Origin of the sequence: Paraburkholderia sp. BR13439 (assembly GCF_040948805.1) — a bacterium.
GTDB classification, from domain to species: Bacteria; Pseudomonadota; Gammaproteobacteria; order Burkholderiales; family Burkholderiaceae; genus Paraburkholderia; species Paraburkholderia youngii.
Genome location: NZ_JBFPKN010000010.1, coordinates 131,677 through 151,071, shown reverse-complemented (window position 1 = coordinate 151,071; position 19,395 = coordinate 131,677). Strand labels below are relative to the sequence as shown.

Below are 19,395 nucleotides of genomic sequence, written 5' to 3'. Positions count from 1 at the left end.
CATGAATCCCGACCTGATCAAATACTACAGCCAGGAACTGCAGCATCTTCGGGAGATGGGCGGCGAGTTCGCGCGCGAATTTCCGAAGATCGCCGGGCGCCTCGGAATGGAAAACCTCGAATGCGCGGACCCCTACGTGGAGCGCCTGCTCGAAGGCTTCAGTTTCCTCGCGGCGCGCGTGCAGCTGAAAATCGACGACGAGTTTCCGCGCTTCACCCAGCATCTCGCGGAACTGGTGTATCCGCATTACCTCGCGCCGACGCCGTCGATGGCCGTGGTGCAGATCCAGCCCGACCTGACGAGCTCCAGTCTCGCGGACGGCGTGCGGGTTCCACGCGGCAGCGCGCTGCGCAGCGTGCTCGACAAGAACGGCTCGACGCGCTGCGAATACCGCAGCGCGCACGAACTGACGCTTTGGCCGCTCGAAATCGCGGAGGCGCGGTTTTTTACGCACGCGGGCTCGCTCGGCGGCGTCGACAGCGCGCTGCCGGCGAGCATGGCGGCGGGCGCCGGTATCAAGGCGGGTCTGAGACTGCGTCTGCGCGCCACCGCCGGTCTGAAACTCAATCAGTTGAAACTCGACCGGCTGACGCTGTATCTGCGCGGCACGGACGGAATGGCCACGCGCATCCACGAGCGTCTGCTCGGTACGGTGAGCGGTGTCGTCGTGATGCCGGCCAAACGTCCGGCGGCCTGGCATGTGCAGTTGCCGGCGAGCGCGCTGCGGCCGCTCGGCTTTACCGACGATCAGGCATTGCTGCCGGTCAGCCGGCAGTCGTTCCAGGGCTACCGGTTGTTGCAGGAGTATTTCGCCTTTCCGCAGCGCTTCATGTTCGTCGCCATCGACGGCTTGCAAGCGGCGTTGCGGCGCTGCGCGGACAGCGAGATCGAAGTCGTCGTGCTGCTCAAACGCGGGGACCCGCTGCTCGAACAATCGCTCGACGCCAATAATTTCGCGCTGCATTGCACGCCCGCGATCAATCTCTTTTCGAAGCGCACGGATCGCATCGCGCTGTCGGACGAACAGTTCGAGTACCACGTGGTGGCCGATCGCACCCGGCCGATGGACTTCGAGATCTATCAGATCGAGAGTGCGACCGGCTATAGCGCGGGCGCCGGCGGCGAGCAGCGCTTCGAGCCGTTCTATCACGCGCGCGATCTCGGCGCGACGTATCGTGCCGGTGCTTACTACCAGGTGCGCCGCGAAAAGCGTCTGCCCTCTGCGCGTCAGCATGAGCGCGGCCCGCGCACGAGCTATCTCGGCAGCGAGATGTTCATCGCGCTGGTGGACGCGAGCAATGCGCCGTTTCGCGCCGACCTGCGGCAACTCGGCTTGCAGGTGCTATGCACGAACCGCGACCTGCCATTGACGATGCCGGTCGGCGTCGGCCCCGCCGATTTCACGCTCGATGTCGAAGCGCCGGTGCAAAGCGTGCGCTGCGTGAGCGGCCCGAGCCGGCCGCTGCCGTCATATGCGCATGGGGCCGTGGCGTGGCGGCTATTGAGCCACCTGTCGTTGAACTACTCGTCGCTGCTCGATAGCGATGCGCAGGAGGGCGCCCGCGCGCTGCGCGATCTGCTGAGCCTCTACTGTCCCGCCGACGAGATCGCGAGTCAGCGTCTGATCGAGGGCGTGCGCTCGATCGATTCGCGCTCGGTGACGCGACGCTTGCCCTGCGCTGGGCCGATCGTGTTCGGCCGCGGTCTCGAAGTGACGTTGACGCTCGACGAAGCCGCATTCGAAGGCGCCGGCGCGTTTCTGCTCGGCGCCGTGCTCGCGCATTATTTCGCGCAATACGTATCGATCAACTCGTTCACCGAGACCGTCGTGAAGACGCTTTCGCGCGGCGAGATCATGCGCTGGCCAGCGAGGGTCGGACAATGCCGGACGCTCTGACACTGCTGCGCCGGCTCGAGGACGATGCGCGCCGCTTCGACTTCTTTCAGGTCGTGCGGCTGCTGGAGAACGCGTATCCGGACAAGCCGCGCGTGGGCGAGTCGATGCAGCCGCGCGACGACGCGATCCGCTTCGTGCAGGAACCCGAACTGGTTTTTCATCCGACCACGCTCGGTGCCTTCACGCCGGCCGGCGAGCATCATGCCGCGCGCCTCGCGGTCAAGTTCTTCGGTCTGCTCGGGCCGCACGGACCCCTGCCGACCCATCTGACCGAGTACGCGCGCGACCGCGCCCGCAACGCGAACGATCCGACCTTCGCGCGCTTTCTCGATGTCTTTCATCACCGGATGGTGTCGCTGTTCTATCGCGCCTGGGCGAATGCGCAACCGGCTGTGAGTCTCGACCGTCCGGGGCGCGATCGCTTTTCGTTTTATGTCGGCAGCGTGTTCGGGCTCGGCGAGCCGACGCTGCGCGAGCGCGACGCGGTGCCCGATTTCGCCAAACTGCACTTCGCCGGTTTGCTGGGCGGGCCGACCCGTCCCGCAGCCGGTTTGAAACTCGTGCTGGCGCGCTTTTTCGACTTGCCGGTCGATATCGAGCAGTGGGTCGGCCATTGGATGACGCTGCCCGCGAACTCACTGTTGCGCCTCGGCGCAGCGGACGGCTCGGCCTCGCTCGGCGTATCGACGCTGCTCGGCGCGCGCGTGTGGGATTGCCAGCATAAGTTCCGCATCGTCATCGGACCGTTGAGCCGCGCTGATTACGAGCGCTTCCTGCCGGGCGGCGAGAGTCTGAACCGCCTCGTCGACTGGGTGCGCAATTACGCGCGCGACGGGCTCGATTGGGATCTCCGGCTGGTGCTGAAGCAGGAGGACGTACCACGCCTGAAGCTCGGGCGCCACACGCGGCTCGGATACACCACGTGGACGCTCGGCCGCCCGGCGCGCGGCGATCAGCGTCAGCTGGTGTTGCGGCCGACCGGTCCTGACGGCCGTTCACGGATTGCCGTGGCGGCCCGCGAGGCGTCCGCGGGGGCGCCGCCATCGACATCAGCGAGGGAATAGAAAAATGGCCGAGATCAAACGGGCAGCGTTGTTCGGCAAGCTGAACAAGCTCGGATTCCGCGCAATCGAGAGCGCGAACGTGTTTTGCAAGTTGCGTGGCAATCCTTATATCGAACTGTCGCACTGGTTCCATCAGATCCTGCAACTGCAGGACTCCGACCTGCATCGCATCATCAAACATTACGGGCTCGAGCCTTCCGCGCTGGCGCGCGATCTGACCGAAGCGCTCGACCGTTTGCCGCGCGGGTCGGGTTCGGTGACCGATATTTCGTCGCAGGTCGAGGAGGCGGTCGAACGTGGCTGGGTGTTCGGTTCGCTGATGTTCGGCGAGTCGCAGGTGCGCACCGGGCATCTGGTGGTCGGCCTCCTGAAGACGCCGTCGCTGCGCAACGGGCTCTACGGCATCTCGCGTCAGTTCGAGCGCATCAAGCTCGATTCGCTCGTCGATGAATTTCACAGCCTGCTGCGCGAGTCGCCGGAAGCGGCGATGAGCGCGAGCGATGGCTTTCAGGCGGGCGGCGCGCAGCGCGAAGGCAGCGACGCGGACACCACCGGCGGCCCGGTGCCGGCCGCCGCGCTAGGCAAGCAGGAGGCACTGCGCCGCTTCACCACCGATCTGACCGAACAGGCGCGCAACGGTAAGCTCGACCCGATCGTCGGGCGCGACGAGGAAATCCGCCAGGTGGTCGACATCCTGATGCGCCGCCGCCAGAACAATCCGATCCTGACCGGCGAAGCGGGCGTCGGCAAAACCGCGGTGGTCGAAGGCTTCGCGCAGCGCATCGCGGCGGGCGATGTGCCGCCGTCGCTGCGCGACGTGCAGTTGCGCACGCTCGACGTCGGTCTGTTGCAGGCCGGCGCGAGCATGAAGGGCGAATTCGAAAACCGCTTGCGGCAGGTGATCGAGGAAGTGCAGGCCTCGGAGAAGCCGATCATCCTGTTCATCGACGAAGCGCACACGTTGGTCGGCGCGGGCGGAGCGGCCGGCACCGGCGATGCGGCCAATCTGCTGAAGCCGGCGCTCGCGCGCGGCACGCTGCGCACGGTGGCCGCGACCACGTGGGCCGAGTACAAGAAGCACATCGAGAAAGACCCGGCGCTGACGCGGCGCTTTCAGGTCGTGCAGGTCAGCGAGCCGGACGAGACCCGCGCGATCCTGATGATGCGCGGCGTCACCTCGACGATGGAGCAGCACCACAAGGTGCAGGTGCTCGACGAAGCGCTCGAAGCCGCGGTACGTCTGTCGCATCGCTACATTCCGGCGCGGCAGTTGCCCGACAAGGCGGTCAGCCTTCTCGACACCGCCTGCGCGCGCGTGGCGGTCAGCCAGCATGCGACGCCGGCATCGGTCGACGATTCGCGCAAGCGGATCGCGGCGCTCGAAACCGAGCTCGCGATCATCGGCCGCGAAAGCGCGGTGGGCGTCGACACGCGGGAGCGTGAAGCCGCCGCGGCGGAAAAGCTCGCCGCCGAACAGGCGCGTCTCGCCACGCTCGACGCCCGCTGGCAGGCGGAAAAAGAACTGGTGACGCGGATTCTCGCGCTGCGCGCGCAACTGCGCGGCGAGACGGGCAAGGTGGAAGGCGCGGCGCAAGTGAGCGACGCGAACGAAGCTGCGAACGGAACAGCCGCACCCGGCGCGACCGGGAGCCTCGCCACCGACAACGCGACGCGCGAAGCGCGGCTCGCCGAATTGCGCGAGTTGCAGGCGCAGCTCGCGCAGCATCAAGGCGAAGACCCGCTGATCCTGCCGAGCGTCGACCAGCAGGCGGTCGCCTCCGTCGTGCAGGACTGGACCGGCATACCGGTGGGCCGGATGGTCCGCAACGAAATCGAGAACGTGCTGAAGCTCGCGGAGAACCTGAACCGCCGCATCATCGGCCAGGCTCACGCGACCGAGATGATCGCGCGGCGCATTCAGACTTCGCGCGCGGGTCTGGACAATCCGAACAAGCCGATCGGCGTGTTCATGCTCGCCGGCACCTCGGGGGTCGGCAAGACCGAGACCGCGCTGGCGCTCGCCGAGGTGCTGTACGGCGGCGAGCAGAACGTCATCACGATCAACATGAGCGAGTATCAGGAAGCGCATACGGTGTCGTCGCTGAAGGGCGCGCCGCCGGGTTACGTCGGCTATGGCGAAGGGGGCGTGCTGACCGAGGCGGTGCGCCGCCGTCCGTACAGCGTGGTGCTGCTCGACGAAGTCGAGAAGGCCCATCCCGACGTTCACGAGCTGTTCTTCCAGGTGTTCGACAAGGGCTGGATGGAAGACGGCGAGGGCCGCGTGATCGACTTCAAGAACACGCTGATCCTGTTGACCACCAATGTCGGCACGGATCTGATCACGAGCCTGTGCAAGGACCCGGAGCTGATGCCGGAGCCGGAGGGCATCGCCAAGGCGTTGCGCGAGCCGTTGCTGAAGGTGTTTCCGCCGGCCCTGCTGGGACGTGTCGTGGTGATTCCGTACTTCCCGCTGTCCGACGAAATGCTCGGCGCGATCATCCGGCTACAGCTTGGCCGGATCGAGAAACGCATCCGCATGTCGCACAAGATTCCGTTTACGTACGACGATGACGTCGTGAAGCTGATCGGCAGCCGCTGCACCGAACTCGAAAGCGGCGGACGCATGATCGACGCGATCCTGACCAACACGCTGTTGCCGCGCATCAGCACGGAATTTCTGACGCGCATGATGAACGGAAGCCCGGTCACGAAAGTGCAGATCGGCGCGCGCGACGGTGAATTTTTGTATACGTTCGATTGATCGATCCAACCGGAGGATGCCTTCATATGCCGCAACAAGTCAGCATGGGCGCGACGCTGCAGTGTTCGTTCGGCGCGGCGCCTTCGACGCTCGTGGTGTTGCCGATCAACCGGGTGATGGGCGAGGGGCCGCCCGCGGCCAACATCATGGATCACATACCGCTCGTCAACATCATGCCGTTCGGCGTGTGCAGCTCGCCGGCCAACCCGACCGTCGCCGCCGCGACGGCCGCGGCGCTGGGCGTGCTGACGCCGATGCCGTGCATCCCGGCCACCATGACGCCGTGGACGCCGGGCGCGCCGACCGTGCTGCTCGGCAACCAGCCGTCGCTCGACAACGTGTCGACCTGCATGTGCAACTGGGGCGGCGTGGTCACGGTCGTCAATCCGGCGACGGTCAAGACCATGATTCCATGATATGACCACGCAAAACCCGAACCGACACGTCACCGTCAGTTGCGCGCCTGCCGGCGAGGATCTGCTGTTTCTGCATCTGCGCGGCACCGAGGAGCTGGGGCGCCTGAGCGAATGGCGGCTCGATCTGCTGAGCAAGCGCAACGATCTGCAAGCCGGCGATCTGCTCGGGCATGACATCTCGATTGCGCTGTCGTTGCCGGGCGACGGCGAGCGGCAATTCAACGGCATCGTCACGGCGTTCCGGATCGTCGCGCCGGGCGACAACACCCGCAACCGCATGGCGCGCTACGAAGCGGTGGTGCGTCCGCGGCTGTGGCTGCTCACGCGCGCGTCGCACAGCCGCTTTTTCCACGAAAAGAGCGTGCTCGATATCGTGACCAGCGTGCTGCAGGACTACAACATCGACGTCAGCAACAAGTGCCAGGCGACCTATCCGTCGCTGCAGCACTGCGCGCAATATCGGGAGACCGATTTCGCGTTCGTGAGCCGCCTGATGGAGCACGAGGGCATCTACTACTACTTCGAGCACAAAGGGGGCAAGCACACGCTGGTGCTGACCGATTCGAGCGACGTGCACGCACCGATCGAACACTATGCGTCGATTTCATACGATGCGTGGTACGAGCCTTCGAACGAGAAGGAATGCGTGTATGCGTGGAGTTCGGGCGCGGAATTGCAGACCGGCAAGTATGAAGTCAACGACTACGATTTCGAAAAGCCCACGTCGAGCAATCAGCAAGGGCTGCTGTCGCGCGCGACCCGGCCGAAAGTCTACGATCCGCCGGTCTACACGATGCAGGAGCATCTGAGCGGGCACGTGCAGGCGAGCGACGGCGACCGCTACGCGAAGGTCGGCATCGAGATCCGCCAGGCACGCAACGACAGCATCTCGGGCCGCGCGAGCGCGCGCGGCATCTGGCCGGGCGGTCAGTTCAAGCTCGAAAATCACGCCTGTGACGCGCAGAATCACGACTATCTGGTGGTCAGCGCCGCGTACGAGATCAATTCGGATGTCTATGTGTCGACGGTGCGCCACGATCCTTCGCTGCCGTTCTTCGACTGCGCGTTCAGCGCGTTGCGCAAGGAAAACCACTTCCGTTCGGAGCGGCTGACGCCGCAGCCGGTCGTGGCGGGCCCGCAGACCGCGATGGTGGTCGGCCCGGACGGCGAAGAAATCCTCACCGACAAATACGGCCGCATCAAGGTGCAGTTTCATTGGGAGCAGTTCGCCCCGCCGTCCGATTCCGACGCGCGCATGAAGCGGTGCTGGGTGCGCGTGTCGCAGAGCTGGGCTGGCAAGAACTGGGGCACGTTCTTCCTGCCGCGGATCGGTCAGGAGGTGGTCGTCGAATTCGTCGAGGGCGATCCGGACCGGCCGCTCGTGACCGGATGCGTGTACAACGCGAACTCGATGCCGCCGTACGCGTTGCCCGCCAATCAGATGTTCTCGACGCTGAAGAGCAATTCGACCAAGGGCGGCGGCGGTTTCAACGAAATGCGTTTCGATGACGACAAGGGCAGTGAGCAACTGTTCTTCCACGCCGAGAAGGATCACGAGACCTGGGTCAAGAACGACATGCTGAGCAATGTCGGCAACGACCGGCATCTGAAGGTGACCGGCAACGAGTTCGTCGCGATCACCGGCGCGCGCCACGACGCGGTGACGGGCGATCAGAACGCCCAGGTCGACGGCAATGCGTCGCTGAAGGTCGGGCAGAAGCTGCAGGAAAAAGTCGGCATGGACTACGCGATCGACGCTGGCATGAATATCCACATCAAGGCGGGCATGAACATCGTGATCGAAGCGGGCGCGAGTATTACGCTGAAAGCGGGCGGCGCGTTCGTGGTGGTCGGCCCGGTCAGCGTGGCGGTGTCGGGCACGCCGATCCTGCTCAATTCGGGCGGCTCGGCGGGCTCCGGCAGCGGCTCGTCCCCGAGCGCACCGAGCGCGCCGAAAGATGCCGATGATGGAACCAAAAAAATCAAATCGTGAGTGATGCACCTGACCGCTCGTGGGGAGCCAAGTGAACTATCCGATTCTTTCGTTGCGGGTTGCGCGATTCAACGACGAGACGCTGGCCGAGCCGATCGTGATCGCGTTCGGCCCCGCCGGCGGCACGATCGGCCGGGCCAACGACTGCACGCTGGTGCTGCCCGATCAACAGCGCGCGATCTCGCGCGTGCACGCGCGCGTCGAGTTTCGCGGCGGCGATTATCTGCTGTGCGATCTGGGCAGCAATCCGAGCGTGTTGAATCAGCGCGCGCTGGGCGGCACGCGCGAGGCGCGGCTCGCGGACGGCGACCGTCTGGTGATCGGTCCGTATCTGCTCGAAGTGTCGATCGGCGAGCAGGCGGCGAGCGTGCGAGGTCTGACGGGCGGCCATGATCCGCTGAGCGCCGCGCAAGTGCTCAGTGGACCGTTGGCGGCCGATTCGCAGGGCGACGTGTTGCAGATCGGCGCGCTCGATCCGCTCGGGCAACCGGGCTTCGGCGCACCGCAGCGGATCTCGTCGCGTCCGGGCTTTGCGGGCTCGGAGAGCGATCATGTGTCGCCGGAGTTGCAGGCGTTCTCGGCGCCGCAGGCATCCCGGCCCGAGCCCGGCAGGCCGGCCACGCCCGCGGGGGGCATCCCTGCGGACTACGATCCGCTCGCGGATGCGTTGGCGCAGTGGGAAACGCCCGGGCAGCCGGGCAGCGGGTCGCCTGCCGCACCGCGTCCTGCGCACGAGTTGCCGGGATGGCCCACTGCGCCCGCGCCGTCGGCCGCGCCTCTGGGTGGCCCGACTGGCTTGCCGCCGGGATTGCTCGATCCCGGCGCGGCGGGGTCGGTCGCGACACCGTTCGATGATCTGTTCGGGATACCGTCCACGCCGTCCACGCCGTCGGCCCAGTTCGCGCCATCGACCCCTCTGGCGCCGGTGGTGCCGGTGATCGTGCCCGTGGTCGCACCGCAGGCCACCACCGCGCGGGTCGCCGTGCCGGCTGCGGCGCCGGGGCCGTCGCCTGCTGTGCAGTCCGCTTTGGAGCCCGCTTCGGAGCCCGCTTCGGAGCCCGCTTCGGAGCCCGCTTCGGAGCCGGTCCCGCAGCCAGTGGGGCAGCCGGTTCAGCAGCCGGCTCCGTCCGCGGGCCCGACCGCCTCACCGCCTGCCGCACCGGCGCCGAGCGCAGAGCCAGCCCCGGTTCGCCAAACGGCCACCGCCACCACCGCGAGCCAGAACCCCGCCACCCTGCAGGCGCTGCTCGAAGGCCTCGGCCTCGACCCGTCGCGCGCGCCGCATCTGCCCGAACCGGAGTTCGCGCGTCTGGTCGGCACGATGCTGCGCGAAGCGCTGCGCGGCACGATGGGCGTGCTGCGCGCGCGCTCGATGACCAAACGCGAAGCCCGTCTCGACATGACGATAATCGTCGCGCGCGACAACAACCCGCTCAAATTTTTCCCCGACGTCGACAGCGCGCTGGCGCAGATGCTGACCGGCCGCTCGGCCGGTTATCTGCCGCCCGACGAAGCGCTCAGGCGCGCCTTCGACGATATCGAAGCGCACGAGCTCGCGGTCCTCGCCGGCATGCGCGCGGCGCTCGCGCACGTGCTGGGACGCTTCAATCCCGCTTCGATCGAAGCGCAGCTGAAAGACCCGGGCGCGCTCGAAAAAGTGCTGTCCAACCGCAAAGCGAAGCTGTGGGATCTGTTCGTCGCATTGCAGGGCGCCGTCGCGCGCGATGCCGACGACGACTTCCAGAAGTTCTTCGGTCAGGCGTTCAATGAAGCGTACGAGGCCCAGATCGACGAACTGCGCGCGGCCCGCGAGCGTCAGCCGAAGCATCCCGCCGATCCCATCTAGCAATATTTGAACGAGACAACATGTCCTGGAACAGCAAAGTCATCTGGTCGGAGGGGATGTTTCTGCAGCCCCAGCATCTGCAGCAGCACGACCGCTATCTGCAGCGGCAACTGGAGACGCGCGCGGGCGGCCTGCGTCCGTATAGCTGGGGCTTTACCGCGCTGGAGATCGACGAGCCGCTGCTCAAGCTCGGCAAGCTCGCGCTGCTGTCGTGCTCCGGCGTGATGCCGGACGGCACGCCGTTCGATCTGCCCGCCGACGATGACTTGCCCGAGCCGCTCGAGATTCCCGAAGGCACCCGCAACGTGCTGGTCCAACTGGCGCTGCCGGTGCGCAGGCCGGGCGTCGCCGAAACCGGCAACGAAGCCAGCGAGGAGAACTTCGCGCGACACCGTGTCGCCGAATTCGACGTCAGCGACAGCAACGATCCGAATGCCGGCGCGGCGCTGCTGCAGATCGGCAAACTGCGGGTGCGTCTCGCGCTCGCGCCCGAAGTGGCGAATGCGTACACGGCGCTCGGCGTCGCACGCGTGCTCGAGCGTCTGCCCGACAACCGCGTCGTGCTCGAGAACGACTACAGCCCGCCGTGTCTCGACTATCGGGTGGCGCGCCGGCTCGCGGCGTTCGTCGACGACCTCGTGGGCCTTTTGCATCAGCGCGGCGAAGCGCTGGCCGGACGGCTTGCGCAGCCCGGCGTGACCGGCGTCGCGGAAGTGGCCGATTTCCTGTTGCTGCAACTGATCAATCGCCATGAGCCGCTCGCCGCGCATCTGTCGACGATGACCGGTCTGCATCCCGAAGCGCTGTACCAGCTGGCCGTGCAGTTGGCCGGCGAACTGGCAACCTTCAGCCAGGCGTCGAAGCGGCCCCCGGCGTATCCGGTGTATCGCCATGAGTGGTTGCGCGAAACCTTCGCGCCGGTGATCGACGACATTCGCGCGTCGCTGAGCATGGTGATGGACCCGCACGCGGTGGCGATCCCGCTCGAAGAGCGCAAGTTCGGTTTGCGCGTGGCAATCGTGCCGGACAAGACGCTGTTTGCAGGCGCTACCTTCGTGCTCGCGGTGCGCGCGCAAATGCCGGCCGAGCACATCCTGACCGGCTTCGCGCCGCAGGTGAAGATCGGCCCGATCGAACGCATTCGCGATCTCGTCAATCTGCAATTGCCGGGCGTCGGCCTGCGCGCGTTGCCGGTGGCGCCGCGGCAACTGCCGTTCCATGCGGGCTTTACCTACTTCGAACTCGATCGCGGCAACGAACTGTGGAAGCAGTTCGCGAATTCCGCGGGCATGGCGTTGCACGTCGCCGGCGACTTTCCCGGTCTGACGATGGAGTTCTGGGCAATTCGCCGCTGACGCATTGATTGAGGAAGTTCATCGTGAGTCCAGACGAACCGCGTGGCCCCGCCGACGATCCCGGCGCGACGATCCTGATTCCGACGCCGGGCGGCGCGCGCGCGCCGTTCATTGCAACCGCCGCGACGCCAGCGCCGATGCTGCCCGCCGGCGGCGGCCTGAATCCGCTGTTGCGCGCGGCCAATCCGCTGATCGAACTGGCGCTGCCGTTGCGCCAGTTGCCGACCCATCCGAATGTCGAAGACCTGCGCAACCAGCTGATGCAAATGGTGCGCAACTTCGAGACGCAGGGCCGCGCCAACGGCATCGACGACGAGAAGCTCGGCGCCTCGCGCTACTGCCTGTGCACGTTCCTCGACGAAGCGATCGCCAGCACGCCGTGGGGCGCGGGCTTGTGGGGCAGCCGCAGCCTGCTCGTGACGTTCCATAACGAGGCTTCGGGCGGCGAGCGCTTTTTCCTGATCCTGCAGCGTCTCGCGCAGAACCCCGCGGGCAATATCGACGTGCTCGAACTGATCTACGTGATTCTCGGCCTCGGTTTCGAAGGCCGTTACCGTCTGATCGACGGTGGGCGCACTCAGCTCGACACGATCCGCGAACGCCTCGAACAGATGATTCGCGGCCAGCGCGGCGCGGCCGAACGCGACCTGTCGCCGCACTGGCTGCCGGTCAAGGTCGAGCGCAAGCCGTTGCTGCAACTCGTGCCGTTGTGGGTGGCCGCGGCAATCGCCTGCCTCGTGCTGGTGATCGTTCATCTGGTGCTGAGCTTCCGGCTCAACGACATGTCCGACCGCGTGTTCGAAGCGCTGCACGGCATCCGCGTCGCGCCGGCTCCGGTGCTTGCGTCGAAACTCGCGGCCGCGCCCAAGCCCGCGCCGAAGCTGTCGCAATTCCTCGCGCCGGAAATCGCCCAAGGTCTCGTGAAGGTCTCGGAATTGCCCGACCGGACCGTCGTCACGATCAATGGCGACGGCCTGTTCGCGTCGGGCAGTACTGATGTGGCCGCGGGTTTCGTGCCGCTGATCCAGCGCATCGGCGATGCGTTGAAGGAAGTGCCTGGCAACGTGGTGGTTGCGGGGCACACGGACAACCAGCGGGTCTTGTCCGCGCGCTTTCCGTCGAACTGGCATCTGTCGCAGGCGCGCGCCGAAGCGGTGCGCGACATGCTCGCGTCGCGGGCCGGCGACCCGCCCCGCTTCAGCGCCGAAGGGCGCGGCGACGCCGAGCCGATCGCGCCGAACGACACCGCCGCGAATCGCGCGCGCAACCGCCGCGTCGATATCACGGTGCTGGCGCCGGGAGCGGCATCGTGAAGGCCTTCGGGATCGGTCCGTCGCGCGTGGCACAGGAGAGCCGGGTATGAAAACCTTTGGCTGGCTCAGACGAGCCATCGTGCTGTCGTTGCTCGGCGTGCTGGCGCTGTCGCTGATCATCTGGGTCGAGGGGCCGCTCGTCGCATACGCGGGTCATGAGCCGCTCGAAAGCGACAGCAGCCGCCGGACCGCGATCATCACGCTGCTGCTGGTGTGGGCCGTGTACTGGGGCGTGCGCTGGATCGCGATGCGTCTCGCCAACATCAGGTTCACCCGCGTGGTGGCGGAGGGACCGGCCGAGCCCGCACCCGGCAAGAAAGAATCCGAGGCCGACATCGCCGCGTTGAAGCAGCGTTTCGAAGCCGCGATGGCAACCTTGCGCAAGGCGCGGGTCAAGGGGCGCTTCGGCAGTCAGTACGTGTATCAGTTGCCGTGGTACATGTTCGTCGGCGCGCCCGGCACGGGCAAGACCACTGCGCTGCTGAACTCCGGGCTCAAGTTTCCGCTCGCCGAGCGGCTCGGCAAACAGTCGATCGGCGGCGTGGGCGGCACGCGCAATTGCGACTGGTGGTTCACCGACGACGCGGTGTTGCTCGATACCGCGGGCCGTTTCACCACCCAGGATAGTTTCGCCGAAGCCGATCAGGCCGCGTGGGCCGGCTTCCTGCAACTGCTGCGCAAGTATCGGCCGCGCCGGCCGCTGAACGGCGTCATCGTGGCCTTGTCGACGCGCGACCTGCTGCAATTGTCCGACACGCAACGCGCGCAGCAGGCGCAAGCCGTACGCGAGCGTCTCAGGGAACTTTACGGCAAGCTCGGCATGCGCTTTCCGGTCTACGTGGTCGTGACCAAATGCGATCTGCTCGCGGGTTTCGCCGAATTTTTCGACGACCTCGGCCGCGACGAGCGCGAACAGGTCTGGGGCATGACGTTCCCGTTCACCGAGGGCGGTTCGCCCGACGACACACTGGCCGCATTCCCCGCCGAATTCGGCGCGCTGGAAAAGCAGTTGCAAGCCCGCGTGCTGAGCCGCATGCAGCGCGAGACCGACGTGCGCCGGCGTGCGCTCGTCTATGGATTCCCGCAGCAGTTCGCGGGCCTGCAAGCCGTGCTGAAGAGCTTTCTCGACGAAACCTTCAGCACCTCGCGCTTCGAGCAGTCCGCGTTGCTGCGCGGCGTGTATTTCACCAGCGGCACCCAGGAAGGCAGGCCTATCGATCGCGTAATGAGCGCGGTGGCCTCGGCGCTCGGCTTCCAGCAACAGGCCGTGTTGCCCGATCCGGCGAGCGGCCGCGCGTACTTCATCACGCGGCTGCTGCGCGGCGTGATCTTCGAGGAAGCCGGACTCGCGGGCGTGAACCAGAAACTGGAGCGGCGCCGCGCGTGGTTTCAGCGCGCCGCGCTGGCGGCGATCGGTGTCGTCACCGTGCTGGCGCTGGTTCTGCTGTTCGTCAGCTATCAGCGCAATCGCGCGTACGTCGCCGATGTTCAACAGCATGTCACCGACTTGCAGAAGCTCGCGCAGACCACCCAGCCCGGCGACAACCCGCTGGCGCTGCTGCCGCTGCTCAATGCCGCGCGCGACCTGCCCGGCGGTTATGCGGACCGCGATAAAAGCGTGCCGTGGCTGTCGCGTCTCGGCCTTTATCAGGGCGACAAGCTCGGCCTCGAAGCGCAGGCCAGTTATCGGCGGCTGTTGCGGCAGACGCTGCTGCCTCTGGTGGTGAGCCGGATGGAAGAAGAATTGCGCCGCGGTGACGCGAACAATCCCGACTTCCAGTACGAAGTCTTGCGCGCGTATCTGATGCTGGGCGATTCGCTGCATTTCGACGCCGACTCGGTGCGCTTGTGGGCCGATGTCGATTGGCGCCGCGGGCCGTTGCGCGATGCCAGCGACGATCAGCGCAACGATATCGACGGTCATCTCGCCGCGTTGTTCGAGCCGGCGCGCTTCGATGCGTCGCTGCCGCTCGACAAGGAGCTGATCGCGCAGGCGCGCGCGACGCTCGCGAAAATGCCGCTGACGCAGCGCCTGTTCAACCGCGTCAAACGGGATCTCGAACAGAGCAGACTGCCGGAGTTCAGCGTCGCCAACGCGGCGGGGCGCAATGCCTCGCTCGTGCTCGTGCGCAAGAGCGGTGCGCCGTTGACGCGCGGTGTTTCAGGCGCGTACACGCGGGCCGGCTATCAGAAGTTCGGCCAGTTGCGCGACGCGGCGGTGATCGATATCGCGAAGGACGACTGGGTGCTCGGCCGTCAGGAATCGGTCTTGACGCCGAACGGTATCGAGGACCTGAAGACGGGCATCACCCGGCTTTACTACGACGAGTACATCCGCCAGTGGGACACGTTGCTCAACGATATCGACGTGGTGCCGTTCGACGGCGTGCAGCAGGGAGCGCGCGTGACGAATGTGCTCGCGGCGCCCGACTCGCCGCTGCGCTCGCTGATGCTGGCCGCGGCGCAGGAAACCACGCTGGGCAGCACCAGAACGGGCGGTTCGCTGACGGAGCAAGGCGTTGCCGCATTGACCAACAAGCTCGATGCGGCCAAAAAGCGCCTCGAGAGCGCGCTCGGCAATCAGCCGGAAGACGCGGCGCCGCCCGCGCCTGCCGAACTCAATCCGGTCGACGCGCATTTCCAGGCGCTGCATGAACTGGCCGGCAAACCCGGCGCACCGGGCCCGGTGCCGCTGGACACGCAACTCGCCGCGCTGAAGGACGCCGCGACCTATCTGGAGGCTGCGGACTCGGCGCGCCGCCAGGGCTTGCCGCCGCCACCCGGCGATGCGTTGAACAAGCTCAAGCTGGTGGCCCAGGGGGCGCCGCCGCCGCTCGCGACGGTGGCCACCGACGTCGCGGGCGGCGCGGGGTCGCTGATGGTGGGCGGCGAGCGGGCGCGCCTGAACGCGTTGTGGCAGGCGAACGTGGCGCAGCTGTGCCGGCAGGCGCTCGACGGTCGCTATCCGCTGGTGCGTGTCTCCACCCGCGACGTCGCGCCTGACGATTTCGGCAGGCTGCTGAGCCCCGGCGGCTTGATCGACGAGTTCTTCCAGAAGAACCTCGCAACGATGGTCGACATGTCGGGACCGCAATGGAAATGGCGCAGCGGCGCCGATACGCTCGGCATCCCGGTCGACGTGCTCGCGCAATTCCAGCGCGCGGCGCAGATCCGCGATGCGTTCTTCCGGGCCGGCGGCCGCGACGTGTCGGTCCGCTTCACGGTGAAGCCGCTGACGATCGATCCATCCATTACCCAGTTCACGCTCGACATCGATGGGCAGCAAATGGTCGTCAAACCCGAGGCGCCGCAATCGATGGTGTTCCAGTGGCCGAGCGGCAAGGGCACCGGCCAGGCGCACGTCGAGTTCACGCCGGCGGGCAGCGCACCGGCGGCGCGCGCCGACGGACCGTGGGCACTGCTGCATCTGATGGACGACGCGCGGCTGCAACCTACCGCGCAGCCCGACCGCTTTCGCTTGAGCTTCGACTCGGATGGCCGGCGTGCGGAATTCGAACTGGCGGCCAGCAGCATCGTGAATCCGTTTCGTCGCGCGATGCTCGAGCAGTTCCGCTGTCCGGATCGGCTATGAGCGGCGAGCATGCGCAGGAGCCGGCGCCGGGGCCCGGTTTCTTCGGCAAAGTACGCACGCATGGCGATTTCGTAGGGCGCCGCCTGGCCGCAGAGTTCGTCACGCGTTGGGATGAGCGTTTGCAGGAAGGCATGTTGCTCGCGCGGCAGCGCTTCGGCGCACAGTGGCTCGAACTGTATCTGAATGCCCCTGTGTGGTGTTTCGCGCTGGGCGCGGGTCTGTATGGCCCGAGCGCGTGGGCGGGCGTTCTGACGCCGGGCGTGGACCGGGTGGGGCGCTATTTTCCGTTCACGATCGCCGAGGCGATCGACGGCGCCGAACTCCAACGGCGCCTGGCCGATGCGCAAGGATGGTATGACCGGCTGGTGACGTTGGCCTTGTCGACACTGACGCCGGAATTCGCCCTCGATGCATTCGACGCGGCGTTGTGTGCCGAGAGCCTGTTCAACGAGGATCGCACTTTGATGCCGTGGCGGCTCGCCATCCCCGATGCAGCCGACGGCGGATTCGCGGGATTGCTCGAACGAACCGTCGCAATGGGACACGCGGTCTGGTGGAGCGAAGGTTCGCCGGCGGTGCCGGCTTCGGCGAGAGTTTCCACAGCCGCGACGACCGGCTTGCAGTTCGCGAGTCTGCTCGACGTCGGCAGGCAGGAGTGGGACTCAGTGATCGACGTGATTTCGAACGCTGGCGCGTAGTCACGGCCTCACACAAACACGCCCGCCGCAGGTGAGGGGCAGCGTTTCAAATTGACTTCCCATCATTCGTCTTTAAGTGATGAGGCTGTCATACGCCGGTTCCCGCCGGCGTTCGCCGACGGTCCGAGACGGGGCGCTGGCGGCCTTACCGCAACTTCATTGCGCGGAGATCGCCGTATGTCACGCCTGTCACGCCTGTCACGCCTGGCCCATTCCCGTTCCGTACGACGCCTTCCAGGCGGCGTTCTGTCCGCCGCGCTGTGCTTGCTTGCCTTGCTGTGCACGGTCGCGCGCGCGGCCGAACCGGTCCTGAACGAGCAGGACATCAACGAGCAGTCGGTGACACGCGCGCTCGAACCCGACGAGTCGAGCGAGTCGGGCGAGAACGTCGTGACGCGCGGCTTCGTGCTGTCGAACAAGCCGCCGTCCGCCGCGCCGCGCCCCGCGCCCGCGAGAAAACCCGCCGCGCAGATCCTGATCACGTTCGCCACCAATTCGGCCACGCTCACCGACAGCGCGAAGGCCGCGCTAGACAAGGTCGCCGGCGCATTACAGTCGGAGAAACTCGCGGCGTACCGGTTTCGCGTCGAAGGGCACGCCGATCCTCGCGGCTCGGCCGATGCCAACATGAAGCTCTCCGAAGACCGTGCGGCCGCGGTGGTCGAATATCTGACGCAGAAGGACGGCATCGCGGCGGAGCGGCTGTCGTCGCTCGGCAAGGGTTCTTCCGATCCGCTGAACAAGCGCAATCCGACGGCGCCCGAGAACCGTCGGGTGACGATCGTCACGGTCACGGATTAGGCGCTTTCGAGGTTGCCGCCGATGACACGTTATCGCGTGTACTGCGACGTCGCGACGAGCGCGATGCTGTTGTTCGCGTGCGTGACTACGATCGCGGTCGCCGCCGGTCCGCCGGCCTCGAACGACGCCGCCGACAAACCCGCCGCCGTCGACGACGACACCGGCGCGGTGCGCTTGCCGCTTGCCCGGCTCGCCGCCGCGTTGGCTCCCGACGCCCGCCAGCAACTGTTCACCGTGACGGACCATCCCGGCCTCTATGTGATGCAGGCGGCCAGCCTCGAGCAACAGGGCGCGATGTTCGCGCGCGTGGTGGCATTGCTCGAACGCCGCGACATGCCGCACGACCGGGTGGTGTCGGCAGCGGCCATCGCGGCTCACGCGCGGCGCTTCGGCACCGACCCGACCGGGCTGACGGCGGGCAACAACTTCAGCACGGAGGAGTTGACGCATTTTTTCCAACTCGCGCGCGAGCAGGGGGTGGTGCTGAACCAGGGCGAGCGCATGTTGCAGGCGATTCTCGTGCGATGGCGTTTGATTCGCGACGAGCAGGGGACCTGGAAAGCGGCGAGCGCACACGATTTTCTGATCACCATTCCCGGGCTGGGTCGCGCGCCGGGCGGCGAGACGATCGACGCCACCGTCAGGGCCGCGATCCTCAGTCACGAATTGGGTCATTGGCAGTACTTCTCGGACGGCGCATACGCACACGCATGCCGCGCCTTCTGGTGGCAGGTACTGAGCTACGAGGAACGCGCGGAGCTGACCCGGCAACTGGAGAACCTCGGCTATGACCCGAGCGACCGGATCGTGATCGACGAAATGCAGGCCTATTTGCTGCATACGCCCGCGCGCTATATGCCGATCATCGATACGCCGGGACCCGGCGGCATCGATGTCGGCAAGGTGCGGCGGCGCTTGCAGGAGGCGGTCGCGAGGGCGGGCGGATAAAGAGGACCAGGCGAGGACCAGGCGAGGACGAAGCGAGCCCGCGCGAAACGCGCGACCCACGCTGTCGAGGTGACGTATGACGGATTATGCAGAACTCAACCGCATTTTGCCGCGCCTGTCGCGAACGCATGCGGCAGACGCGTTCAGCGACGAGGTCGCCCCGCTGCTGGTCGAGCTGTGGGCTGACGACTACGTTGGGCGCGTGGCATCGTGCGACCTGCTCGAAACGTCCGTGGGCCAGTTTTCATATCTGTTCGACATGTCGACCGAGCGCCTCGTCGCGGCGTGGGGCATCAGTCAGGGAAAGAGTCCGGTGCCGCGCAAGGCAATCGCCACGCGGATGCGCGGACATCCGCTCGCCAACGGCGGGACCTACCACCGCGGCCACGCGATTCCGCACACGCTCGGCGGTTCGACCGATATCAACCTCGTGCCGCAATTGGGCAAGATCAATTCGGGGCCATTCCAGGCGTTGGAACGGCTCGCGGTCAGTCATGCGGGAGCGCTTTATTTCACCTACTGGCTGTACGGGCCGGGCCAGAGTCAGGTGCCCGTCGGGGTGGAGCAGGGGCTGCTGATGCCGGGGGCGACTGCGTGCACGTTCAAGCTGGCGACGTTTGCGAATTGACGCAGGCGCGGCGGTCCGCGCGCCGCGATTGGGGCAAATACGTTGTGTGTCGGCCATCGTCGGTGAACCCCTCGACGAATCGG

13 protein-coding genes are annotated in these 19,395 nt (G+C 66.5%); all 13 read left to right on the top strand.

All coding sequences use genetic code 11. From position 1 onward, the window contains the following. Window position 1: 1 nt before the first annotated feature. Complete coding sequence (gene tssF, locus AB3X96_RS20895; RefSeq protein WP_368591185.1) at window positions 2-1,897, top strand: type VI secretion system baseplate subunit TssF; 1,896 nt, start codon at window positions 2-4, stop codon at window positions 1,895-1,897. After that, entirely contained in the window at window positions 1,882-2,961 is a 1,080-nt protein-coding gene (tssG, locus tag AB3X96_RS20890) for a type VI secretion system baseplate subunit TssG (RefSeq protein ID WP_368591184.1), read from the top strand. The genes tssF and tssG overlap by 16 nt, the downstream gene beginning before the upstream one ends. 4 nt (window positions 2,962-2,965) lie before the next feature. Then, window positions 2,966-5,722, top strand: coding sequence for a type VI secretion system ATPase TssH (tssH, locus tag AB3X96_RS20885; RefSeq protein ID WP_368591183.1), 2,757 nt, complete (start codon window positions 2,966-2,968; stop codon window positions 5,720-5,722). Window positions 5,723-5,748: 26 nt separating this feature from the next. Next, window positions 5,749-6,138, top strand: a complete 390-nt coding sequence (locus AB3X96_RS20880) for a DUF4280 domain-containing protein (protein ID WP_368591182.1) — start codon at window positions 5,749-5,751, stop codon at window positions 6,136-6,138. 1 nt (window position 6,139) lies between these two features. Continuing rightward, a complete protein-coding gene (locus AB3X96_RS20875; protein WP_368591181.1) occupies window positions 6,140-8,131 on the top strand; it encodes a type VI secretion system Vgr family protein in 1,992 nt (663 codons plus the stop codon). 31 nt (window positions 8,132-8,162) lie between these two features. Continuing rightward, window positions 8,163-9,977, top strand: coding sequence for a type VI secretion system-associated FHA domain protein TagH (gene tagH / locus AB3X96_RS20870; protein ID WP_368591180.1), 1,815 nt, complete (start codon window positions 8,163-8,165; stop codon window positions 9,975-9,977). A gap of 20 nt (window positions 9,978-9,997) precedes the next feature. Then, window positions 9,998-11,332, top strand: a complete 1,335-nt coding sequence (tssK, locus tag AB3X96_RS20865; protein WP_368591179.1) for a type VI secretion system baseplate subunit TssK — start codon at window positions 9,998-10,000, stop codon at window positions 11,330-11,332. A gap of 23 nt (window positions 11,333-11,355) precedes the next feature. Further along, complete coding sequence (locus AB3X96_RS20860; protein ID WP_368591178.1) at window positions 11,356-12,645, top strand: DotU family type VI secretion system protein; 1,290 nt, start codon at window positions 11,356-11,358, stop codon at window positions 12,643-12,645. Between the two features lie 46 nt (window positions 12,646-12,691). Beyond that, a complete protein-coding gene (gene tssM / locus AB3X96_RS20855; RefSeq protein WP_368591177.1) occupies window positions 12,692-16,237 on the top strand; it encodes a type VI secretion system membrane subunit TssM in 3,546 nt (1,181 codons plus the stop codon). Beyond that, complete coding sequence (tagF, locus tag AB3X96_RS20850; protein ID WP_368591176.1) at window positions 16,234-16,935, top strand: type VI secretion system-associated protein TagF; 702 nt, start codon at window positions 16,234-16,236, stop codon at window positions 16,933-16,935. The genes tssM and tagF overlap by 4 nt, the downstream gene beginning before the upstream one ends. A gap of 177 nt (window positions 16,936-17,112) precedes the next feature. Continuing rightward, window positions 17,113-17,736, top strand: a complete 624-nt coding sequence (locus tag AB3X96_RS20845; protein ID WP_368591175.1) for an OmpA family protein — start codon at window positions 17,113-17,115, stop codon at window positions 17,734-17,736. A 21-nt stretch (window positions 17,737-17,757) separates the two neighbouring features. After that, a complete protein-coding gene (locus AB3X96_RS20840) occupies window positions 17,758-18,684 on the top strand; it encodes a hypothetical protein (RefSeq protein ID WP_368591174.1) in 927 nt (308 codons plus the stop codon). A 76-nt stretch (window positions 18,685-18,760) separates the two neighbouring features. Beyond that, on the top strand, window positions 18,761-19,312 hold the full coding sequence (locus tag AB3X96_RS20835) for a hypothetical protein (protein ID WP_368591173.1): 552 nt from the start codon (window positions 18,761-18,763) through the stop codon (window positions 19,310-19,312). The last annotated feature ends 83 nt before the right edge of the window (window positions 19,313-19,395 follow it).